The sequence below is a fragment of the Pseudomonas sp. NPDC089752 genome, from assembly GCF_044748725.1.
In the GTDB taxonomy this organism is placed as follows: Bacteria; Pseudomonadota; Gammaproteobacteria; order Pseudomonadales; family Pseudomonadaceae; genus Aquipseudomonas.
In genome coordinates this window covers 400,155-423,440 of record NZ_JBIVGP010000001.1, presented here as the reverse complement: position 1 = coordinate 423,440, position 23,286 = coordinate 400,155, and the positions used below count along the sequence as shown (strand labels likewise).

Genomic DNA, 23,286 nt, shown 5'->3' with positions numbered 1-23,286 from the left:
GGCGCCAAGCTTTACAGCCGATGTCCGCCGTGTGCAGGCAGAAGCCGTTCCTGCGCTGTGGACTACACTTGCGCAGCACACGGAAATGACAACCTTCGAGGTCCAGATGAAGAAAATTCCAACGTTGCTGGCCGGCCTGCTGCTCACCGTGGGCCTGGCCAGCACCGACAGCGCGGCATCGTCAGAGGCGCGCAAGCCCATTCACTTCGGCGCCCTGACCTGGGAAAGCGGCGCGCTGACCACCGAAATCCTGCGCCTGATCGTCGAAAAAGGGTACGGCTACCCCACCGACACCCTCCCCGGCAGCACCGTAGGCCTGGAAGTGGCGCTGGCGCGCAATGACCTGCAAGTGGTCGCCGAGGAATGGGCCGGGCGCAGTCCCGCCTGGGTCAAGGCCGAACAGGCGGGTGAAGTGTTCGCCTTGGGCGACACGGTGAAAAACGCTGAAGAAGGCTGGTGGGTGCCTGCCTACGTGGTCAAGGGCGACAAAGCGCCAGCACCTGACCTGCGCAGTGTCGAGGACCTCAAACGCTACGCGTCGGTGTTCAAGGACCCTGAAGAACCCGCCAAGGGACGCTTCCTCAACAGCCCCAGCGGCTGGACTTCGGAAATCGTCAACAGCCAGAAGCTCAAGGCCTACGGCCTGGATGGCCTGTATACCAACTTCCGCACCGGCTCGGGCGCCGCTCTGGATGCTGAAATCGACTCGGCCATCCGCCGCAAGAAGCCCGTGCTGTTCTACTACTGGAGCCCTACCCCACTGATCGGTCGCCATGAGCTGGTGCGGCTGCAGGAGCCGTCATTCGACGCCCAGGCCTGGGCCACGCTGACCGACCCGAGTAACAAAGAGCCCAAGGGAAGCCAGTCATTGCCAGCGAAATTGTCGATTGGCGTCTCCAAAGCGTTCAAACAGGACTATCCCGAACTGGTGGCCGTGTTCGAGAAGGTCGACCTCCCGATTGGAATGCTGAACAAGGCCTTGGCCAAGATGAGCGAGGAACGTCAGGACCCCGATGCAGCCGCCAAGGCATTCATGCGCAGCAACCCGGACGTCTGGAAAGCCTGGCTTCCTGCCGAGGTCGCGGCGAAGGTGGAGGCCAACCTGTAACAGCAGAACCATCAAGGAATAAGAATATAAATTCTTATTCCTTTTTAAGTAGTCAATTAACCTTTATAACGGAACCCACTGTACAGCCGCCAACACCTGGCCAACTGTCTGCAGCGCAACACCTGATCAACATTCAACGCCCACAAGGCAACACCGGTCGCCGCCGAAAAATATCGGCAACCTGTTGATCCAAAACGAAATTTAAAAACGGCATGACGATTGCTCCAGCAAAGTCCCGCTTAATCAACCGGAGACTTGCCATGAGCGCCCCCCTGAACGTCGTCGCCTTGTCTGGCGGCACTGCCCGCCCTTCGCGCACCCTTGCCCTGACCGAGGCGATCCTCGCCGAGCTGAGCCAACACCTGAACATCCGATCGCACCTGATCGAGCTGGGTGACATCGCCCGCCCCTTGGGTGGTGCCCTGTGGCGTAGCGAACTGCCCGACAGCGTCGAACAACAGCTGCGCCTGGTGGAAAAGGCCGATTTGCTGGTGGTGACCACACCGGTCTACCGTGGCAGCTTCCCAGGCCACTTCAAGCACCTGTTCGACCTGATCGGCCAGGACGCGCTGGTCGACACTCCCGTGCTGCTGGCCGCCACCGGCGGCAGCGAACGTCACGCGCTGGTGCTCGATCACCAGCTGCGCCCGCTGTTCAGCTTCCTGCAGGCTTTGACGCTGCCCATTGGCGTGTACGCCAGCCAAGCGGAACTCGCCGACTACCAGGTCTCCAGCGACGCCCTGAGCGCGCGCATCCGCCTGGCCGCCGAACGCGCCGTGCCCCTGTTCGGCGCCCACCATGCGCTACGCAAGAGCGCCTGAGGAGCGGCCATGAATGCATCCGTTACCCCCCTCCAACGCCCTGCCCTGGCCATCGCCCGCGAACTGGCCGGGCAGTTCGCCCAGAGCGCCGTCGAACGTGACGAGCGCGGCGGCAGCCCCAAGGCCGAGCGGGATGCGCTGCGCGACAGCGGCCTGCTGTCGCTGGCGATCCCCCAAGCCTTCGGCGGCCAGGGCGCCAGTTGGCACGCTACCTTCGAGGTGGTACGCGAGTTTGCCCGCGTCGACAGCTCCATCGCCCACGTGTTCGGCTTTCATCACCTGATGCTGGCCACCGTGCGTCTGTTCTCGCGCCCCGATCAGTGGCAGCCGTGGTTCGAACAAACCGCGCGCAAGCACTGGTTCTGGGGCAATGCCCTCAACCCGCTGGACACCCGCACGCTGGTCAGGCACTTCGATGGCTGGTGCGAGTTCTCTGGCAAGAAGAGTTTCTGCTCCGGCGCCAGCGACTCGGAAATGCTGATTGCCTCGGCGCTGGACGAACGTGCCGGCGGCAAGCTGCTGATCGCCGCGATCCCCAGCGGGCGCACCGGCATCACCCTGCACAACGACTGGAACAACATCGGCCAGCGCCAGACCGACAGCGGCAGCGCCACCTTCGAGCGGGTGCGGGTCGAGCATGACGAACTGTTGCTCGACCCCGGCCCACTGAGCACCCCGTTCGCGGCCCTGCGCCCGCTGATCGCCCAGCTGCATTTCGCCAACCTGTTCCTCGGCATTGCCGAAGGCGCTTTCGACGAAGCACGCCAGTACACCCTCAAGGAGAGCCGGCCGTGGTTCCGTTCCAGCGCCACCACTACCGCCGAGGACCCTTACGTGCTGCGCCACTACGGCGAGTTCTGGGTCGGCCTGGAAAGCGTGCGGCTGTTGATCGAGCGCGCCACCCACCAGCTCGATAGCGCCTGGGCCAAGGAGCACGCGCTGACGGCCGAGGAACGCGGTGACCTGGCCCTGGCCATTGGTACCGCCAAGGTCGCGGCCACCCGCCACGGCCTGGACATCTGCAACCGCCTGTTCGAGGTGACCGGCGCCCGCGCCACCCACGCCTCGCTGCGCTTCGATCGCCACTGGCGCAACCTGAGGACACAAACCCTGCACGACCCGGTGGACTATCGCATCCACGAGCTCGGCGAGTGGGCCCTCAGCGGCAAGCGCCCCGCCCCATCCTTCTATTCCTAAGGATCGCCCATGCAACTGCTGACACTCCCCCCGTCACCGACACTGGCTACCTCGATCAGGGCGACCGCACAGGTCTTCGAAGACCCCAGATCGCAGGCGCTGCTCGCCCACCTGCAACAGGTCGCCCCCAGTGAGGCCAGCGTCCTGATCATCGGCGAAACCGGCACGGGCAAGGAGTTGGTCGCGCGCCATATCCACAACCTCAGCGGCCGGCGCAACGGCCCATTCATCGCGGTCAACTGCGGCGCGTTTTCCGAATCGCTGGTCGAGGCCGAACTGTTCGGCCATGAAAAAGGCGCCTTTACCGGCGCCCTGGCGGCCAAGGCTGGCTGGTTCGAGGAGGCCAACGGCGGCACGCTGTTCCTCGACGAAATCGGCGACTTGCCGCTGCCGATCCAGGTCAAGCTGCTGCGCGTGCTGCAGGAGCGCGAGGTGGTACGCCTGGGCTCGCGCAAAAGCATCCCGATCAACGTGCGGGTGCTGGCGGCGACCAACGTGCAGTTGGAGAAGGCCATCAATGCCGGCCACTTTCGCGAAGACCTGTACTACCGCCTGAATGTGGTGACCCTGCAATTGCACCCGCTGCGTGATCGGCCTGGCGATATCCTGCCACTGACCCGGCACTTCATCCGCACCTACAGCGAGCGCCTGGGCTACGGGCCAGTGGAGTTGAGCCCCAAGGCGCAGGCCAAGCTGGTCGAGTACAGTTGGCCGGGCAACATTCGCGAGCTGGAGAACGTGATTCACCACAGCTTGCTGACCTGCGGCGACGGGCTGGTGCAGGCCCAGGACCTGCGCCTGTCCAACCTGCGGCTGGAGCGCCAGGAAGAAGAACCGGCACGCAATGCCGTGGAAGATCTGCTGCAACAGGCGTTCAGCAGGCTGTACGAAGAACAGCCTGGGGACTTGTACGAGAAGGTCGAGAACGCGCTGCTGCGCTCGGCGTATCACTTCTGCCATTACAACCAGGTGCATACCGCGCAGTTGCTGGGGTTGTCGCGCAACGTCACGCGTACGCGGTTGATTGCGATTGGTGAGCTGGTGGTGAACAAGCGACGGGGGCAGGAGCCGCAGGTGGTGGACAACCGGCTGGTGCGGTTGTCGATCTGAGATACATTGTGCCTGTACCGGCCTCTTCGCGGGACAAGCCCGCTCCCACAGGGTGCACTGCTCCTCCAATTTGCAGCTCAGACCTCTGTGGGAGCGGGCTTGTCCCGCGAACACGGGCGAAGCCCGTGCCATCCAGCAAGCCCGGTTGGGCGGTCAAAACAATCCCGAGACAGGCGGCCGAGTACCTTTGAGTTGCCACGCGCCGACCACCGCCGCCTTCCACTGACGCGGGTTGTGGTTGGCCACCGTGCGGGCATTGCGCCAGTGCCGGTCGAGGTTGTGCTGGCGGCCGGTGGTGGAGGCGCCACCGACATCGAACAGTGTTTCGGCGGCCTTGAGCGCCAGCTCGGCAACCAGATACTGCGCCTGCGCCACCTCGATGGCCGCCTGCTCCACGGCAGCCTCGTCCAACTGCGCGGCCCACGCCTTGTCGATAGTCGCGGCCGCCTTGAGTACCAGTGCTTCGGCACCATAGGCACGGGCGGCGATATCGCCTACCGAAAGCTCCACATACGGGTCATCCACCGACCGGCTGGCCGTGCTGTGCTTGATCGGGCGAGCGTGTTCACGGGCGAACTGGCTGGCATCGTTCAGGGCATTGCGGGCAATGCCGGCCAGCACCGTGCCAAGGAACAGCTGCAGGAACGGCGTGACCAGCGTGCGCCTGCCCTCCTCCACGGTGCGCGTGCGGATGTCACTGGCCTCGACCTTCACGTTGCGCAGGTGCGTGGTGCCGCTGGCGGTCAGGCGCTGGCCCATGGCGTCGAAATCATCGACCAGCTCCAGGCCCTCGCGATCACGCGGCAGGATGAACGACACCGGCTGTTCGTCCTCGTCCAGGGCCACTGCACTGACGTAGTCGGCAAACAGCGCGCCGGTGCTGTAGAACTTGCTGCCGTTGGCGCGATAGTGCGCGCCCTCGCGCACCAGTCGCGCCGCAATGGCGCCGTTCGCGCCGCCCAGTTCCCAGCCGGCGTTGCCGATCACCGCGCCGTCCAGGTAGCGGGCGAACCAGCGCGCGCGCTCTTGCTCGGCCCCTTCCGCACGCGACACCAGCAATCCTTCGACAAAAGCAAAACCGGGGCGCAAGGCCTGGGCGACGTTGGAATCGGCGGCGGCCACCTGCAGCAGCAGCGCGATCACATCGCCGACCGTGCCGCCGGGGCCGCCGTACTTGGTTGGGATGCGCACGGTGTAAAGGCCAGCGGCAGCCAGTTGGGCGATGGCTTCAAAAGGCAACTGGCGGTCACGTTCGCGCTGGGCGGCGCCGGCGGCGATGGCTGGCAGCAGGGCCACTATGCGCGTTCTGAGGGTTGCGATATCGCCGGCAGGTGCCTGGGTTGGAAAATGTTGGAAAGTCGTCATGGTTCAGTCCTTGTTAGATTCTACGCGGCCCCAGTGGGAGCGGCTTCAGCCGCGAACACCGGCGAAGCCGGTGCCATCCACCGCGTCGCTTGCTTCGCGGCTAAAGCCGCTCCCACAGGGGATGTGCATTGCTCAAGATTCAGGTCACACCGCGATTTTCCAGAGGCGTGATTCGTCGAACAGGTCGAAGGCTTCGTGCTCCAGGTCCAGTGGTGGCACCACCAGAGCGCTGCCACTGCCGGGCAATCGCGGTACCGCGCCCAGCAACCGTCGGGTGTATTCATGGGCCGGGTGCTCGAACAACTGCTCGACCGGTGCGTACTCCACCACCTGGCCGTGGCGCATCACCAGCACGTCATCGCTGACATGGCGAATCACCCCGAGGTCGTGGGATATGAACAGGTAGGCCAGGCCCAGCTCGTCCTGCAAGTCGGCGAGCAGGTCGAGCACCTGGGCCTGCACCGACACGTCCAGGGCTGAGACCGGCTCGTCGCAGATGATCAGCTTCGGTTCGCTGGCGATCGCCCGGGCAATGGCGACTCGCTGACGCTGGCCACCGGACAACTGCAACGGCCGGCGCTGGGCGAGGTCGGCCGGCAGGCGCACCTGGTTGAGCAACATGGCGATACGCGCGGGCCGTTGCGCAGCGTGAATGCCCGCGACCTGCAAGGCGTCGTCGAGGATCTGCGCCACGCTCCAGCGCGGGTCGAACGAACCCAGCGGGTCTTGATAGATCACGCTGATGTCTCGGCGCAACGGCCTGCGCAGCACTTCGCTCACGGCGTTGCCAGCGCGATTCCAGGGCTGGCCGCGATACAGCACTTCACCTTCGTCGGGCTGCAGCAGGCCAAGGGCGATCCGCGCCACGGTGGTCTTGCCCGAGCCCGACTCGCCGACGATGCCCAGCGTGCGCCCGGCGCGCAGGGTAAAATCCACGCCTGTCACCACTTGGCGCAACAGGCCGTCCGGGCCGAGGTAGCGCTTGCCCAGGCCGCGCCCTTCCAGCAACACGTCGCTTTTCAGCCGAGGCTTCGGCTCACGCTTAACGCCCGCGCGCTCCGGCGACAGCCGACTACCGCGCGGGTGCTCGGCCGGCACTGCCGCCAGCAGCGCCTGGGTGTAGGGATGTTGCGGCTGACGCAACACCTGCTGCATCGGGCCCTGCTCGACCACCTCGCCGTGGCGCAGTACCACCACCTCATCGGCCAGCTGCGCGACCACCGCCAAGTCGTGGCTTATGATCAGCAGCGAAGCGCCACGGGCCTTGATCTGCTGGAACACGTCGAGAATCTGCGCCTGCACCGTCGCATCCAGCGCGGTGGTCGGCTCGTCGGCGATCACCAGTGCAGGGTCCAGTGCCAATGCACTGGCAATCAACGCGCGCTGGCGCAGGCCACCGGACAATTGCCCCGAGCGCTGTCGAGCGCGCAAGGCAACATCTGGCACGCCTACTCGTTCCAGCAACTCATGCACCCGCGCCGCGCGCGTTTGCCGGTCGCCGTACTGGTGGGTCTGCAGCACTTCGAGAATCTCCTTGCCCACCGGCCGCAGCGGGTCGAGCGACACCAGCGCATCCTGCAGCACGAACCCGATGTCCTTGCCACGCACCGCGCGCCACTGGCGCTCGCTCAGGTCGAGCAGGTCATGCCCGCCGAAGCTCAGCTGGCGGGCACTCACCTGTGCACGCGGCCCGGCCAGGCCGACCAGGCTGCGGGCACTGACGCTCTTGCCCGAGCCCGACTCACCCACCAGCGCCACGCAGCGGCCCGGTTGCAAGGTGAAGGACAAATCGCGCACCACGCTAAGTCCGTCAAAGGCCACGCTCAGCCCCTCGACGATCAAGGTCTTGTCGCTCATGGCAGGCGGCCCTCCAGGCGTTGTTGGATATGGCGGCCGGTCACCGTTGTAGCCAGTGTGGTAAGGACGATGAACAGCCCGGGGAAGAAGGTCAGCCACCAGGCATTGGCGATGAAGTCGCGGCCCATGGACAGCATGGTCCCCCACTCCGGCGCCGGCGGCCGTGCGCCCAGGCCGAGGAAGCTCAGCGCCGAAGCCCAGACGATGGCCTGGCCGACGCCCATGGTCAGCGTTACCACCAACGGGCGCATGGCATTGGGCAACAACTGGCGCAGGACGATACGTGACGTTGGATGCCCCAACGCCCGCGCCGCCTCGATGTAGCCGGCGTTGCGCACCGCCAGTACCTGGCCGCGCACCATGCGTGCATAGCCTGGTGCGCCGCCCAGCCCGGTGGCGACGATCAGCGGGCCGACGCCGCTGCCGAACACCGCCACGAACAGCAGCGCCAGCACCAGGCTGGGGAAGGCGAACAGCACTTCCAGCAGCCAACCCACGGCCCGGTCCAGGTGCGCACCGCCCAGGCCGCTCAGCAGCCCGAGGGTGATGGCGATGGCCATCGAGATGGCCGTGGCGGCCACGCCGATCAGCAGGCTCTGGCGGGCGCCGTGGATGATCCGCGCAAAGATGTCGCGCCCTGACTGGTCGGTGCCCAACCAATGCGCCCAGCTCGGCGGCTGGAACGCCTCGCGCGGCACGATCGCCAGCGGGTCGACGCGGGTATACAGGCCCGGTGCCAAGGCCGCCAACAGCAGCGCGAGCAGGAACAGGATCGCCAGGCTGGCGCCCAGCGGTGGCAGGCTCAGGCGTCGCTGCCTGCGCACGGGCAATAAGGTTTGGTCCAGGGTCAGATCAGTCATGCTGCGGCCTCCTGTTGCCGAGGGTCGATCCACTGGTACAGCAGGTCGACCAGAATATTCGCCAGCACGTAGCCGGCCGCTACCACCAGGCTGATGCCGATCACCAGCGGCAGGTCCTGCAGTTGCACGGCCTGGTACAGCTGGCGGCCGATGCCCTTGCGGGAAAAGATCACCTCGCACACCACAGCGCCGCTGATCAGCGCGCCGATGGCCCAACCCGACAGCGCCACGCCCGGCAACAACGCGTGGCGCAGGGCATGCCTGAAGCGCACCGCCAAGTCACTGAGGCCGCGGGTTCGGGCGGTGAGCACGAAGGGTTGTTCCAGGGTCAGCTCCAGCGATTCGCGGGTGACCTGGGCGATGAAACCTGCCAACGGAATGGCCAGGGAAAACGCCGGCAGCACCAGGCTGGCGAAGCTGTCACTGCCGGCCGGTGGGAACCAGCGCAGGCCGAAGGCGAACACCGCCAGCAGCACCACGCCGAGCCAGAAGTGCGGCAACGATGCGCTGAGCGTTTCCAGCAACGAGGCCACACCACCGACCAATCGGCCACGGCCGGCGGTGGCCACGGTCAGCAACAACACCAACAGCCAGGCCAGCATCAACGCCGCCACGGTCAGCTCGAAGGTGGCGCCGCCCTGCTCCGCCAGCACCCGCGTAACCGGCAGGTGCTGCGAGTAGGACATGCCCAGATCGCCTTGCAACAGGCGCCCGAGGTAGAGCAGGTATTGCACCGCCAGCGGCTTGTCGAGGCCGAACTCCTGGCGTGCGGCCTCGATGGCCTCCGGGGAAGGGTTGCCGCTGGCGCCGCCGAGGATGGCCAGCACCGGGTCGCCCGGCATCAGGCGCAAGGCGAAGAAGGTCAGCGTCGCCACCGCCCACAGCACCAGTGCGCCACCTGCCAGGCGGATCGCGGCGCGGCGGCCAAGGGCGGCCAGCCGTTCGCGACGGGGGTCGGTCACGGCGAGGGTTGTCAGGCTCATTTGTTCACCCATGCGTCATAGAGGTAGGTCACCGCCAGCGAAGGTTCCAGGCGCACGCCGTGGGCGGTCTTGTAGATGCCGAGGCGCGTGCTTTGCGGGTAGGTGGTGAGTTGCAGGTACTGCACCGCCGCCTGTTGCTGGGCCTGTAGGTAGTGCTCGCGACGCTGCTCGGCGTCCTGAGTAGCCAGGGCGCTGTCGAGCAAGGCATCGAAGCCTGGGTCGGCATAGCCGGACGAGTTCTGGTGATAGCCACCGACCCCCGCCGGCTGCACGAACGCGCTGCTGAAGATGATGCGCAGCACGTCGGGGGTGTTGGTGTTCCAGTAGCCGATGCGGATGTCGTAGTCCCAGGCGGCCTGGCGGCTGGTGACCTGGGCATCGCTCATCTGGTCGAGCACCAGCTCGATGCCGACCTGGCGCGTGGTGGCTTGTACCTGTTCCCACAGGGTCAGTTCCGATGGCGGCGTACGCGCGCCGATCAGCACCACCGCGCGCAGACGCTGGCCGGCCTTGGTCCGGTAGCCCTCGCTGTCGCGGCCGGTCCAGCCGGCTTCGTCCAGCAGTTGTGCGGCACGCGCCGGGTCGTAGTCCTGGCTGCGCTCGAAGTCACCGCTGTAGAACGGCGTGGCAGCGCTGAGCGGCCCGCCGGCACGGGGGAACTCGCCGAAGTACACACTCTTGAGCGCGCCCTCGACATCGGCGCTGCGCACCAGTGCCTCGCGCACGCGGATGTCGTCGAACGGCGCACGGCGCAGGTTGAAGGTGCCGTTGGTGGGGTTGCCGGGGCGTTGGGCGATGATCAGGTCAACGTCCGGGTTGCGCCGCGCCGCTTCGTGCGATTCTGGCGGCAGCGCTTCGATCACATCGACTTCACCGGCTTGCAAGGAAGCGAAACGCACCGACGGCTCCTGGATGAACTTCCAGAGGATGCGGTCGAGGTAGGCCGGCCCCTGATGCTGCGCGGTCGGCGGCGCCCAGTTGTAGTCCGGGTTGCGCACCAGCTCCACTTGGTTCTGCCGGTCCCAGCGCACGACCTTGAACGGCCCGCTGCCGACCGGGCTTTCGCAGTTCTCATCGCGGCTGCGGGCCAGCGCCGTAGGCGACTGGATGCCGAGGAACCCCTGGGCCAGCACTTCGAGGAAGGCGGCATAAGGCGTGGCCAGGGTGACCTCGGCGGTGTAGGCGTCGAGCACCTGGGTGCGGCGGTATTGGCGGATGTAGCCGCCAGCGGTGCTGGACTGGGTCTTGGGGTTGGCCATGTGGTCGAGGTTGGCCTTGACCGCATCGGCATTGAACGGCGTGCCATCGGTGAAGTGCACATCGCGGCGCAGGTGGAAGGTGTAGCGCAGGCCGTCGGCGGAGACTTCCCAGCTGGAGGCCAGCCAGGGACCGATCTGGCCGTTGCTGTCCATCGACACCAGCGAGTCGAGGTACTGCTGGGCGACGAACACCTGCGGCATGTCGCCGGCCACGTGCGGGTCGAGGCAGGTGGGTTCGCGGTCGGTGGCGTAGACCAGCGTGCCGCCGTGGAGCGGCTGGGTGGGTTGTGCCGAGGGCTGCTCGATGCGCTCGCAACCGAGCAGGGCCAGCGAGGCGCAGAGCGGGATCAGGGGGAGGATGGGTCGGTTCAAGGGCGCTCCTGCGGGGGACTGGGCTTTGGGAGGGGTGTTGCAGGAGTTGTGCCGGGTTTAATAGGTTGATTTGCTGGGGTTTGGCGGGTGGTTGATGCTGGTTTGAGAGCAAAGTGTGGGGGGGGTGTTGGGGGGTGAACAGTTGTAAGGGGATTGCACAGGTCGAGAATGAAGTACACCGGTCATTTCAGATCTTTTTATGTCGGCTGTGCCTACCTCTTCGCGGGGCAAGCCCGCTCCCACAGATACCGAGTTGCTCTCGAACCTGTGGGAGCGGGCTTGCCCCGCGAACAAGGGCGCAGCCCTTGCCATTCAACTCACGGCGAAGGGTTGGGAATACGGCGGTGCATGGCCTGGATCTCGCCCAGTACCTCGTCACTGAGCTTCACCTCAAGCGCACTGAGGTTTTCTTGCAACTGCGCCAACGTGGTCTGCCCGGTGATCGCGCTGGCCACAAACGGCTGGCGGATGACGAAGGCCAGAGCCAACTGCGCCGGGGTCAGCCCGTACGCTTTGGCAATCCGCACATAGCTGGCAATGGCGCTGTTGGCTTCGTCGCTGCCGTAACGATTGAACGTGCGATACACCGACGCCAGTCGTGAACCCTCGGGCAGCGCGCCATTCAGATACTTGCCGGTCAAAGTCCCGAAAGCCAGCGGCGAGTAGGCCAGCAAGCTGATGCCTTCGCGGTGGCTGAACTCCGACAGGCCGTTTTCATAGAGGCGGTTGAGCAGGCTGTAGGGGTTCTGAATGCTCGCGATGCGTGCCAGCCCTTTGTCCTCACTGTGGCGCAGAAAGCGCGCCACGCCCCACGGCGTTTCATTGGACACGCCGATGTGGCGAACCTTGCCGGCCTTGACCTGCTCGTCGAGCACGGCAAGGGTTTCTTCAATGGCGGCGGTTTGCGGGTGGTCGTCGACATAGGGGTATTCGCGCAGGCCGAAGAAGTTGCTGCTGCGGTCCGGCCAGTGCAGCTGATAAAGATCCAGATAGTCGGTCTGCAGGCGGCGCAGGCTGCCTTCCAGGGCGGCGACGATGTTCTTGCGATCGTGGTGCGACAGGCCATCACGAATGTGCGACTGGCCTTTGGGCTCGCGGGCTGGGCCTGATACCTTGCTCGCCAACACCAGCTTGTCGCGCTGGCCACGGGCTTTGATCCAGTTACCGAGGTAACGCTCGGTGGTGGTCCAGGTTTCGGCGTGGGTGGGGGTGGGGTACATCTCGGCGGTGTCGATGAAGTTGACGCCAGCGGCGACGGCGGCGTCCAGTTGCTGGTGGGCGTCCTGTTCGCTGTTCTGATGGCCCCAGGTCATGGTGCCGAGGCTGAGCAGGCTGACCTTGAGGTCGGTATGGCCTAGGTGGCGGTAGAGCATGGTGTGCGTCCTTGGGTAATGGGTTGAGATGCAAACTGATTCACTGCCTTGGGCAACCCCAGGTGCTCGCGCAAGGTCGTGCCGCTGTATTCGGTGCGGAACAACCCGCGTTCCTGCAGCAACGGCACGACCTCCTCGACGAACACCCGCGCCCCTGAAGGGAACACATCAGGCATGATGTTGAATCCATCCCCTGCGCCGGCCAGGAACCATTCGGCGAGCGTGTCGGCCACCTGCTCCGGCGTACCCACCGCCAACCGGTGCCCCACCAGAATCCGCCGCGACAGCTGGCGAATGGTCAGGTTTTCGCTGCGCGCCAGGTTCAACTGGGCTTCCAGGAAGCCGTGCGATCCGCGCTCGAAATCCGCCACTTCGCCAATCTTTGCCCAGGGCAACGGCGCGTCCGGGTCCATCTGGCTGGCATCGATGCCGATACGTCCCGCCACTTGCTGCAACAGGCCGTGCTCACCGTGCCAGGCATTGAGTTCATCGAAGCGTGCATGCGCCTCGGCTTCGGTACTGCCGATCACCGTCGACAGGCCGGGCATGATCTTCAGGTGCTGCGGGTTGCGCCCCCAGGCCTTGGCCCGTGCTTTCATCTCCTGGTAGAACGCCAGCCCGCCGGCCAGGGTGGTCTGGGTGGTGAAGATCGCATCGGCGTAGCGCGAGCCCAGCGCCTTGCCACCTTCGGACGAACCCGCCTGCACGAGGACCGGCCGGCCCTGAGGCGAGCGCGGCAGGTTCAGCGGCCCTTTGACCTGAAAGTGCTTGCCCTGATAGTCCAAGGTATGCACCTTGCGCGGGTCGGCAAAGCGACCACCGGCACGGTCGCCGATCACTGCATCGTCCTCCCAGCTGTCCCACAGCTTCAGGGTGACATCGACGAACTCTTCGGCGCGCCCGTAGCGGTCCACATGCAGCGGCGCACCCGCCAGGCCGAAGTTCTGCGCGGCGGCGTCGCCAGCGTTGGTGACGACGTTCCAGGCCGCGCGGCCTGCGCTGATGTGGTCCAGCGAGGCGATGCGCCGGGCCAGGTTGAACGGCTCGTTGTAGGTGCTGGAACAGGTGGCGATCACGCCAATGCGCTCGGTGGCTGCGGCCACTGCGGTCAATAACACGGTCGGTTCCAGTCGCCCGCCTGGTTGGCTGGCGACATCCGGCGGCAGCGCCGGACCATCGGCGAGGAAGATCGCATCCAGGCAGCCACGCTCGGACAACCGGGCAATGTCGCGGTAGTAGTTGACGTCGATATAGGCATCGATCGCCGCTTCGCCCTGGCGCCATGCGCCGGCATGCGAGCCGAAGCCGAGGATGTTCATGCCCAGGCTCATCTGGGTGGGTTTGCTGCTCATGGTCATGCTCCTGTTCAGACCGCGCTGGCTTCGTCGCCACTGCCCTGCCCTGCGCTGGCGGCAGCCTGGCGGGCGCGCCACGCCTGGGCCGGGCTGATGCCGTTGAGGTAGTAGTCGCCCAGCGCCTGTTCGCGGTAGATCGCCGGGTTGTGCGAGGCCAGGGTGCGGGCGTTGCGCCAGTGGCGGTCGAGGCGACGGGCATTGCTGGTAGCCGAGGCACCGCCGACTTCGAACAGCAAGGTGCTGGCCTCAAGCACCTGTGGCAGCACGATCTGCTGGGCCTGAAAGGCGTGAATTTCGGCGTCGGTGTACAGCTGTTCGGGCACCTCGCCCGCCTGTTCGGCTTCGAACACGGCCTGCAGGCTGTGCCCCACCGCAGTGACCTGCGCCTCGGCGGCGAAGGCCAGGCTCGCCAGGCGGCCGACTACTGCTTGCACCAGTGGGTCCTCGGCCGGCCGCGATTGCCCCGGCACGCCGAACACACGCGTGCGGCCCTGGACGAAGGCCACGGCATCGGCCAGCACGGCGCGGCCGATACCGGCCAGGGTGGCCAGGTGCACCGCCTGGTAGAACGCCGTAAGGTACGACTCGGCGCGCAGTTCGCCCTTGGCGAAGCGGCGCAGCAGGTGTTGCGGCTGCACCGCCACCTGGGTGAAGCGGGTGGTGCCGCTGCCCGTCAGGCGCTGACCGAAGCCGTCCCAGTCGTCGAAGCGCTCCACCCCGGCTGCACGGGTGGACACCGCAAGGCTGACGAAGTCATCGCCGTGGTTAGCCACCGCCGCTACCCAATCGGCATACAGGGTGCCAGTGCAGTAGTACTTTTCGCCGTCCAGGCGATAGCCGTCTTCAGCGTCGCTCAGTTGCACGGTGTTGCCGGTGCTGTCGGTACGTTCGGCCATGGCCGCGCCCCACAGCTCACCGGCAACCACACGGGCGAACCAGTAGTCTTGCGAGGCTGCGTCGTTGGATGCCAGCCGCCCTTCGACGAAGCCGAAGTGGGCACGGAAGATCTGCGGCAGGTTGGAATCGGCCTGGCCCAGGCGCACCATCTGGCGTAACAGTTGCGCCAGGCTGGCGCCAAGGCCGCCGTGGCTGCGTGGTACGCGCAAGGCGCCGAGGCCAGCCTCGCGCAGCCAGGCCACCGGCTCGAAGGCCAGGGTACGCTGCTGCTCGCGCGTTACCGCGCCCTCGGCGATGAGGCGATATAGGGGCTCGAAACGCGCATCCAGTTCGGCGTCGGTAATCGGGAATTGGCTCATGGTGGTTTCCTTTCTGGCCCATCTAGGCGATGAAAGGGTATTGCAGTTGTCATGCCACGCCTTTAACCGCCTATTTACGTGGCATTTCCCTTATTCCAAGTTGCCAGACAACGCAAAGTGTTCACCTTGTGTTGCCGTGACAACAACGGGTGCTTGCCGACAGATTTTCAGCGGCTACCAAATCAGGCCCTTCGCCACCTGGCACAAAAACTGCTCTTACTGGTTTCGACAGGCCTGACTATTCCCATAGAACGCCGAGGACTTACGATGACTTCCAAGGAATACGACGATGCGTGCGAGCCAACCCCATCCACTGCCCCTGGCGATCCGCCAGGCCGCCCTGGCCACCGTGGCCACGGCCCTGCTGGCCCCGGTCACGGCACTGGCGGCTGACCAGGCCCTTGGCACGGTCACCGTGCAAGGCAACAAGCAAACCGAAGTGCAGCAAGCGGCCAGCGCCCTGGCCGAAGTACCGGGCGGCACCAGCGTGGTCGACAGCGAAGAAGTCGCCAAGGGCCGCACCGCCACCCTGCAGGACACCCTCGCCTACCAGCCTGGCGTGTTCGTGCAGTCCACCGGCGGCAACGATGCGGCGAAGATCTCGATCCGCGGCTCCGGCGCCAACACTTCGCCGGGCTACTTTCGCGAGGGCATCAAGTTCCTCTTCGACGGCTTGCCGCTGACCGGCCCCGGTGGCACGCCCTATGAGTTCCTCAACACCAGCGGCGTCAACTACACCGAGATCCTGCGCGGCGCCAACGCTTTCCAGTACGGTGCGCTGACCCTTGGTGGCGCGGTCAACTTCGTCAACCACAGCGGCTACAGCGCCCCCGGCCTGCGCGTGCGCGCCGAGGCCGGCAGCTACCATTACCAGAAGCAGAGCATCAGCTACGGCGGTGTCGAAGGCGACCTGGACTACTACCTGCAAGCCGACAATTACCGCAACGAAGGCTACCGCGACTACAGCCTGTCGAAGAGTTCCGGCATCGTCGCCAACGCCGGCTACCGTTTCAGCCCGAAATTGGAAACCCGCCTGCTGCTGCGCTACCGCGACGAAACCCACAACGACCCCAGCGCCACTACGCTCGATGGCGCCCTGCACCACAGCCGCCGCGCCAGCGCCACCGCCGAAAGCAGCGGTGCCGGTGCGCGCCGCCCGGGCAGCATCTGGCTGGGCAGCAAGACCACCTACACCTTCGACGACGACGCGCGTCTGACCGTCGGCCTGTCGTATCACGACTACCGCCACACCAACAGCCCGCGCAGCCCGAGCAACCCTAGCTACTGGGACTGGCACGACCTCGGCCTGCTGCTGGGCTACGACCGCGTCGACTACCTGTTCGGCCATGAAAGCCGCAGCAACATCGCCTTCACCTCCACCCAGCACCTGCGCGGCGGGGTGAATTCGGCCAACGACGACAAGCTGTCGCTGAAGAAGGTCGACTACAAGGACTCGTTCGACCGGGTAATCGCCCTGGGCAACGACATCAACCTGGTCGACCACCTGTGGCTCACCAGCGGCGTGTCGTTCATCAACGTGCGGCGCAAGGTCGATATCGACCACGCGGTGACTGCCAACACCACCAACTTCCCGCAGCACGTGGACTACGACAACTGGAGCACCGCCCCACGCATCGGCCTGCGCTATGAGTTCAACCCCAACCTGCAGCTGTTCACTAATTTCAGCCGCAGCATCGACCCGCCTGCTTCGTGGGAATACTCGGGGTCCGGCCCTGCCCTGCCGTACATCCGGCCGCTGGTGGAACAGAAGGCCAACACCTTCGAGGTCGGCATCAAGGGTTCGCACGGCATCTTCGATGGCAGCCTGGCGCTGTACCGCTCGTGGATCCACGACGAGCTGCTGAACGTGCAACTGATCCCCGCCACCTCCACGGCGGCAGCGGTTACTGGGGCCTTCAACGCCTCGCCGACGATCCACCAGGGCGTCGAGGCCGGCCTCAACACCCGCCTGTGGGAAAACGCCCAGGGCGACCTGGTGCGCTGGCGTCAGATGTACACCTACAACGACTTCTACTACCGGCATGACGACGCCTTTGGCGACAACCAGCTGCCAGGCGTACCCAAACACATCTACCAGGGTGAACTGCAGTACCAGGACCACAGTGGCTGGTACACCGGCGTCAACGTGCAGTCGGCATCGCGTACGGCGGTGGATTATGCCAACACGCTGTACGCCCCTTCTTACACCATCTGGGGCGCGAACCTGGGCTATGAAGCGCCCAAGGGTAACTGGAAGGTCTCGCTGGACCTGAAGAACCTGGCCAACAAGGCCTACGTGACCGCGATAACCCCGGTGTACAACGCCAACGGGCAAGATACGGCGGCATTCTGGCCAGGCGACGGGGTGGGTGCGTACGTGGGGCTGGAGGTGCGTTACTGACTGCTGCCGTGGGCCTTGACCGCGTACGTGCCGTGGTTGACGATCGGCACTTCCCGGTAAAGGACTGACAGCATGTTACGGATATTGGGCAGGGCGTCTTCCATCAACGTGCGCAAGGTCCTTTGGACCTGCAGCGAGTTCGACATTCCCTTCGAGCGCGAAGACTGGGGCATTGGCTTTCAAGCCACCGATGCCCCGGCATTCCTGGCACTGAACCCCAACGCCATGGTTCCGGTTATCCAGGATGGCGATTTGACGCTGTGGGAATCCAATACCATCATCCGCTACCTGGCCACACGCTACGGCCAGGCGGCGATCTACCCCACCGAGGCAAAAGCCAGGGCCCGCGTCGATCAGTGGATCGACTGGCAGGCCTCGGACCTGAACCGTTCGTGGAGCTACGCCTTCATGTCGCTGGTGCGGCATTCGCCTGCCCACCAGGATGCACAGGCCCTGGCCGCCGGGTGCGCGGAGTGGTCGCGCTACATGCGCATACTTGATCAGCAACTGGCCGCGACCGGTGCTTACGTTGTCGCAGACCATTTCACGCTGGCCGATATTCCCATCGGCCTCTCGGTCAATCGCTGGTTCGAAACGCCCTTCGAGCACCCGCACCTGCCGGCGGTCAGCGAGTACTTCAAGCGGCTGACGGACCGACCCGGGTTTGTCCTGCATGGGCGCAACGGCACGCCTTGAGCACTGACGTCTAACACGGCATTGCAACTGCGTAACCTGACAAATCTGCCAGGTGCGCAGCCTGCGGCACGGGAATAGACTCGCCGCTGTACAGGGTTTCTAGAGCGCGACTGCCAATGCGCATTTACGGTTCTGCCAGCCACCACGCAGGCACTCCAGAGGTAATGGTCAAGGCCAGTTCCGGGAACCCGGCATTGGTCCTGCGCCTTCTGCGCCACCCGGATGATGTTCGCCCTGGGACTTCGGCGCGGCTGCTGAGCACCCACATCAGCACCGACCTGCTGACGCGCACTGTGCGGCTATTCGGGGCCCGTCCGCTCAGATCAGCCGCGGACTCACCCGTGTTGCCTGACGCCACCACGGTTCGCAGTTTGGGCGGCCAGACCGTGAAACTGCACACCGCCGACGGCGACGCGGCGTTGACGCTCATCGACAGCGCTGACCGCCCCCTGTGGACATGCAATGCCCAAGGCACCCTCACCCGCACGCTCTATGAAGCCGTCAAGGATGGCGGCCGGCCGATTGGGACTGAGGAGCAGCCAGCCGGTGGCCCTGCACGTCTTCGCGAACGCTCACAGTACGCACCGGCAGACGCAGAGCATCGTCAGCGCAACCTGGCGGGCATCGCCATCCTGATGCATGACAATGCTGGCAGGCTGCAGACCTGCGCGTTATCCCTGACCGACCAGCCACTGGAAACCCGGCAGCGCCTGCTGCGCCCGGAGGCCGACCAACCCGATTGGGGTGGCGACAGCGAGCGCGAGCTGGAAACACAGCCCCTGATCGTGATGGCGCACCACGATGCGCTCGGCAGCGTGCTGAGGCAGACGAATGCAGCGGGGGTGACCACCGTCACCACCTATGCTGTCAGCGGCGCCGTGAGCGAAACCCGGCTGCGTCACGGTGCAGACGAAACGCGGGTGCTCGAAACGATCGAGCGCCGGGCCGACGGCAAGGTGCTCTCGCAAACGGCAGGCAATGGGGTCGTCGACACCTACGTGTACTCGCCACGTTCGCGACGGCTGGCACAGCACCGCACCGAGCGGCCATCCAGTCACCCCCTGGGGGCGCTGGTAATCTGCGACCTGCACTATGTGTACGACCCGGCAGGCAACATCCTCGGCCTCGATGATCAAGGCACCGACCCGGAGTGGCACAGCAACCAGGAGGCCAACGGCCTGCGTGAATACCGCTACGACTCGCTCTATCGCCTAGTCTCTGCCACTGGCCGTGAGCGGGCTTCGGTCAGTGGTTACTGGGCTCCCGCGTTCGCCGCCTCCGACCTCAAGGGCGGCAAGGTCTGGCGCCCTTACACCGAACAGTATGCCTACGACGATGGCGATAACCTGACCGTGCTCAGCCACAACGGCGGCGCAGGTTCGCGTAGCCGCACACTGCTCGTCGCTGGGCAAAGCAACCGGGCACTGCCTGAGGGACATGGCCTGACGCCGGAAACCGGTTTTCTGCCCGGCGGGCTGCAAAAACAGCTGTCTGACGGCAGGTCCTTGCAATGGCTCGCGGACAACCAGTTGCGCCTGGTCACGTTGGTCTCACGTCCAGCCGGGGAGACCGACGACACCGAGCGCTACCACTATGCCGACAGCGGCACCCGAACTCGTAAAGTCAACACGGTGACTACCAGCAGTGGCCTGCGAACGGCTACCACCACCTATGGCGGAGGCTGTGAAACACGCCAGCGATGGCTCGACGCTAACCTGCAAAAGCACATCGTCATCACTGAGGCAGATGCGGTGCGGTGGGTGGAGGACCGCCTGAACAAACAGTGCCACTTGCGCTATGGGTTCAGCGACCACCTGGACAGCGTGGGAGGCGAAACGGATGGCGACGGCACCCTGGTCACCAGGGAGGAATACTCACCCTTTGGCGAAACCACCAGCCTCGACGAGCCAGCGTCGGAGGTCGATCGGATGATCCAACGGACCGCGAGGCATTCCGGCAAGGAACTCGACGCCAGCGGACTGTATTACTACGGCTATCGCTACTGCGAAAAAGGTCGCTGGATCAGTGCGGACCCCGGCGGAACGGTAGATGGTGTCAACCTGTATCGGATGGTCAACAACAACCCTTTGCGTTATCGAGACAACGAAGGGTTGGCGGGAGAGGAGGCTGCCGCTGACATGATGATGAGTTTCTTTCAAATGAAACTCTGGTTGGCGATCGTGTTTACCGTTGGCGCTTCGTTTGGTATGTGGGGACTGGCGCGAAATGCAACGCCCATCGCTTACTCGCTGGCAACCGCCTACAGGGAAAACCGCTCGTGGCGTGCTGTTGGTCGCGATTTCAACAGGCAGATGCATGAACGTGATGGACGCGTAGCGGCCGTTGACTCAATAGGCGCGGGGCTGGCCCTTATGTTCATGTCCATCGGTTTTGCCGCAGCGATGAGTGGAAGCACACTTTTGGGGGCCGAGCTAGGTGCAGCCGGAGTAATTATTGCCTTTGTGGTTACGGCCACTAGCAGGCTTATGTCTCGTCGCATCTGGGATCCAGAGTTCTACAGAGCCCGTTTACCTTCCAGCAATGATACGTCGCACGATCCAAACAGCATGCAAATGACCACAGGCGCTCAATCGCCCGACCCCAGCGAAACTTCAGCCCCTCCACCTAGCCGGGGAATCAGCCAAATCAACGGGTTTCACGAAGTATCGGAAACCTCACATAGTCAACCTCCGCCGGCCATCCCATCCTCAAGCACTGACCAGTCAACCGACATGCGCCAGCGAACGATGAGAAATGCATCGACGCAAACCATGGCGGATCCATTCCGGCGGAACACGCCACTCAGGTCAGCGATACGCAAAAAAAAGCACATTCAGCAAACGCGATTATAAACGCCCACATGGACTAAAATCTTGCCGTCGCAGACAGCAGATAGGTCCGAGGCGTTGACAACGTCAACCCCGGCTCGCTGTCATCCGACGCTCCAGCCGAAGCCCAATAGCGATCATCTAACACGTTCTCGACGCTGGCCCGCAAGGTAACCTGCGTTGCATCGACCTTGAAAGCGTACCGCGCCCCCAGATCGAAGCGTTCCCAACCTTCGATCTGTTTGCTGTTGTCCTGGTCCAGATACTGCGAACTGGAGTGAATACCGCGCGCGGTCAGCGTCAGCCCTGCCAACCCAGGCACATCCCATTCGGCGCCAAGGTTCACGTTGTACTCCGGCGTAGCCGGCGCGCGGTTGCCATCGAAGGTGCCGCCTACGGTATCGGTCAATTCACTGTCGATGTACATCACCCCACCCAGCAGGCGAACGCCGTCGAGCGGTTCGCCGAACACGCTGAGCTCCACCCCGCGGTTATCGCGCTTGCCATTGGGGCCGAACACACGGGTGCGGGCGTTGGTTTCATAGGCCGGTTGGCGAATGCGAAACGCGCTGGCGGTAAAGGCGACCCGGCCCAGGTCGTACTTGGCCCCGACTTCGACCTGGCGGCTGGTGAACGGCGGGAATATCTGATCTTCGTTGACCGAGGTCGAGGGCGCGATCTTGCCCTGACTCAGGCCTTCCATGTAGTTGGCGTAGAGCGAGAGCTGGTCGGTGACCTTGAGCAGCACGCCGCCCGATGGCGACACCTTTTCCTCGTCATAGGCCGTGTCGCCCTTGATGCCATTGCTCCAGTCATCGACCTGCACCCGCTGCCAGCGAGCACCGAGGGTCAGCAGCAGGCGGTCGTCGAAGAACCCAAGGGTGTCGGCCAGCGCCAGCCCGGTGAAGCGGTTTTCCGTGTAGACCTTGGGGTCGATCCGCGTCGGGGTGCCGGGTGTCGGTGTCGCGACGGGGTTGTAGAGGTTGCTGGGCGCTGAGGCATAGCGCGCGCCGCCGTTTTCGAAGTCCATGTAGAAATAGGTGGCGGCCAGGTTCAGCTCATGGCTGACCGGGCCAGTATGGAACCAGTTGCGCAGCCCGGCCATGGCCGTGCGCACATTCTCGTCGCGGGTGAAGTCGCGTGGCTGGACGGTGAAGTCGCCAGCATCGTTGATGATCGAAACGTTGTGCCGCAGAAAGTCATGGTTGCTCTTGCGCGCGCCGACCGCGCCATAGGCCAGCAGCGAATCGCTGATGTCATACTCGGCGTTCAACGCGCCGAAGGTGTCGTTGGTGCGTGCCTGGCTCCAGGCCTGGGCGTAGTTGCGGCGCACGTCGTCGGCGTTCGGTACCTTGGCGTTGGCTCCGACCAGCACTCGCTCTTGCGGGGCGTCGGTGTCGCGTTCGGTGTGGCCTAGGTCGGCCGAGAGCCGCAGGCGCTCACCGCGAAAATCCAGGCCCAGCACGGCCATCTCACGCTCGACGCGCTGGTGGTCCCATTCGGTGTCGCCGAACTGCTTGACGCCATTGAAGCGCACACCGAACTGGCCGCCCTCGCCAAAGCGTCGGCCAATGTCCACTGCACCGCCCACTTGGTTGTTCGAGGCGTAGCTGCCGGTGAATTCGGTGATGGGCGTATCGCCCGCGCGTTTGGGCACCACGTTGATGCCGCCGCCCACGCTGCCACGCGGCGAAATGCCGTTGATCAGCTGGCTTGGCCCTTTGATGATGTCGACCCGATCGGCCATTTCGATGTCAATGGAATAGGTGGGCAGGATGCCGTACAGGCCGTTGTAGGCAACGTCGCTGTTGAACAGGCTGAAACCGCGAATGGTGAACTGCTCGAAACGCCCACCTGCCGGGTTGGTCGCACGCACCGACGGGTCGCTGGCGATCAGATCGCCCAAGGTGCGAGCCTGCTGGTTCTTGACCAGGTCGCTGGTGTAGGTGGTCATGCTGAACGGCGTGTCCATGAAGTCGCGAGAACCCAGCAAACCTTGCGAACCCTGGCGCGCGACCTGACCGCCAGCGTAGGGCTGCGCTTCGCTGCCCAGCGCCTGGGTGCCAACGATGCTGGTCGGGGCGATTTCCAGCGCAGCGGCGCCCTGTGGCGCTGGCACCAGGGTGTAGGCCCCCTCCCCTACCTGCTGCAACTGCAGGCCACTGCCTTGCAGTAACTGCATGAAGCCCTCCGCTACGCTGAAGCTGCCAGACAAGCCAGCACTTTGCCGACCACTGAGCAGCGCCGGGTCGAGCGAAAGGCTGACGCCGGCCTGGTCGGCAAACCGGGTAAGCGCGGCGCCCAGGGTGCCGGCGGGCACCTGATAGGCACGCCGGGCCAGGTCATCGGCCCAGGCGGGCGAACTCATCAGCAGGCTCAAGGTGAATCCCAGGTGCATCCAGGGGCGTGGGCGGCAAGGCAGTACTGCAGGCATTGAATAAGGCT

The 23,286-nt window shown here is 64.8% G+C and carries 16 protein-coding genes; 7 read left to right on the top strand and 9 right to left on the bottom strand.

What is annotated here, in order from left to right; all coding sequences use genetic code 11:
* The first annotated feature begins 106 nt into the window (after nt 1–106).
* The 4 genes from ACIPZF_RS01910 to sfnR all read left to right on the top strand — a co-directional run bounded on the left by ACIPZF_RS01910 (nt 107) and on the right by sfnR (nt 4,236).
* Nucleotides 107–1,108, top strand: a complete 1,002-nt coding sequence (locus ACIPZF_RS01910; RefSeq protein ID WP_400794688.1) for an ABC transporter substrate-binding protein — start codon at nt 107–109, stop codon at nt 1,106–1,108.
* A gap of 260 nt (nt 1,109–1,368) precedes the next feature.
* A complete protein-coding gene (gene msuE / locus ACIPZF_RS01905) occupies nt 1,369–1,929 on the top strand; it encodes an FMN reductase (protein WP_400794686.1) in 561 nt (186 codons plus the stop codon).
* Nucleotides 1,930–1,938: 9 nt separating this feature from the next.
* On the top strand, nt 1,939–3,126 hold the full coding sequence (locus tag ACIPZF_RS01900; RefSeq protein WP_400794684.1) for an acyl-CoA dehydrogenase family protein: 1,188 nt from the start codon (nt 1,939–1,941) through the stop codon (nt 3,124–3,126).
* A gap of 9 nt (nt 3,127–3,135) precedes the next feature.
* On the top strand, nt 3,136–4,236 hold the full coding sequence (gene sfnR, locus ACIPZF_RS01895; protein ID WP_400794682.1) for a sigma54-dependent transcriptional activator SfnR: 1,101 nt from the start codon (nt 3,136–3,138) through the stop codon (nt 4,234–4,236).
* Between the two features lie 153 nt (nt 4,237–4,389).
* On the opposite strand, the gene ACIPZF_RS01890 is transcribed toward sfnR, so the two are convergent.
* The 8 genes from ACIPZF_RS01890 to ACIPZF_RS01855 form a co-directional block, all read right to left on the bottom strand.
* Nucleotides 4,390–5,601 carry an acyl-CoA dehydrogenase family protein gene (locus ACIPZF_RS01890; protein ID WP_400794681.1) on the bottom strand — a complete coding sequence of 404 codons (1,212 nt, stop codon included), beginning with the start codon at nt 5,599–5,601 and terminating at the stop codon, nt 4,390–4,392.
* Nucleotides 5,602–5,745: 144 nt separating this feature from the next.
* Nucleotides 5,746–7,458, bottom strand: coding sequence for a dipeptide ABC transporter ATP-binding protein (locus tag ACIPZF_RS01885; protein ID WP_400794679.1), 1,713 nt, complete (start codon nt 7,456–7,458; stop codon nt 5,746–5,748).
* Nucleotides 7,455–8,318, bottom strand: a complete 864-nt coding sequence (locus ACIPZF_RS01880) for an ABC transporter permease (protein ID WP_400794677.1) — start codon at nt 8,316–8,318, stop codon at nt 7,455–7,457. Before ACIPZF_RS01880 ends, ACIPZF_RS01885 begins: the two co-directional genes overlap by 4 nt.
* A complete protein-coding gene (locus ACIPZF_RS01875) occupies nt 8,315–9,301 on the bottom strand; it encodes an ABC transporter permease (protein WP_400794675.1) in 987 nt (328 codons plus the stop codon). The genes ACIPZF_RS01880 and ACIPZF_RS01875 overlap by 4 nt, the downstream gene beginning before the upstream one ends.
* On the bottom strand, nt 9,298–10,890 hold the full coding sequence (locus ACIPZF_RS01870) for an ABC transporter substrate-binding protein (protein ID WP_400795015.1): 1,593 nt from the start codon (nt 10,888–10,890) through the stop codon (nt 9,298–9,300). Before ACIPZF_RS01870 ends, ACIPZF_RS01875 begins: the two co-directional genes overlap by 4 nt.
* Nucleotides 10,891–11,249: 359 nt before the next feature.
* Nucleotides 11,250–12,305 (bottom strand): NADP(H)-dependent aldo-keto reductase, encoded by a 1,056-nt coding sequence (locus ACIPZF_RS01865; RefSeq protein ID WP_400794673.1) that lies wholly within the window; start codon nt 12,303–12,305, stop codon nt 11,250–11,252.
* Nucleotides 12,287–13,657: an LLM class flavin-dependent oxidoreductase gene (locus ACIPZF_RS01860; protein WP_400794671.1), complete on the bottom strand. Its 1,371-nt coding sequence runs from the start codon at nt 13,655–13,657 to the stop codon at nt 12,287–12,289. The genes ACIPZF_RS01865 and ACIPZF_RS01860 overlap by 19 nt, the downstream gene beginning before the upstream one ends.
* Before the next feature lie 14 nt (nt 13,658–13,671).
* Nucleotides 13,672–14,916 (bottom strand): acyl-CoA dehydrogenase, encoded by a 1,245-nt coding sequence (locus ACIPZF_RS01855; protein WP_400794669.1) that lies wholly within the window; start codon nt 14,914–14,916, stop codon nt 13,672–13,674.
* A gap of 289 nt (nt 14,917–15,205) precedes the next feature.
* On the opposite strand from ACIPZF_RS01855, the gene ACIPZF_RS01850 reads away from it, so the two are divergent.
* The 3 genes from ACIPZF_RS01850 (at nt 15,206) to ACIPZF_RS01840 (ending at nt 20,865) form a co-directional block, all read left to right on the top strand.
* Nucleotides 15,206–17,317 carry a TonB-dependent receptor family protein gene (locus ACIPZF_RS01850; RefSeq protein WP_400794667.1) on the top strand — a complete coding sequence of 704 codons (2,112 nt, stop codon included), beginning with the start codon at nt 15,206–15,208 and terminating at the stop codon, nt 17,315–17,317.
* Nucleotides 17,318–17,389: 72 nt separating this feature from the next.
* Nucleotides 17,390–18,013 carry a glutathione S-transferase family protein gene (locus tag ACIPZF_RS01845; RefSeq protein ID WP_400794665.1) on the top strand — a complete coding sequence of 208 codons (624 nt, stop codon included), beginning with the start codon at nt 17,390–17,392 and terminating at the stop codon, nt 18,011–18,013.
* Between the two features lie 341 nt (nt 18,014–18,354).
* Nucleotides 18,355–20,865: an RHS repeat-associated core domain-containing protein gene (locus ACIPZF_RS01840; RefSeq protein WP_400794663.1), complete on the top strand. Its 2,511-nt coding sequence runs from the start codon at nt 18,355–18,357 to the stop codon at nt 20,863–20,865.
* Nucleotides 20,866–20,878: 13 nt separating this feature from the next.
* On the opposite strand, the gene ACIPZF_RS01835 is transcribed toward ACIPZF_RS01840, so the two are convergent.
* Complete coding sequence (locus tag ACIPZF_RS01835; protein ID WP_400794662.1) at nt 20,879–23,275, bottom strand: TonB-dependent siderophore receptor; 2,397 nt, start codon at nt 23,273–23,275, stop codon at nt 20,879–20,881.
* Between the last annotated feature and the right edge of the window lie 11 nt (nt 23,276–23,286).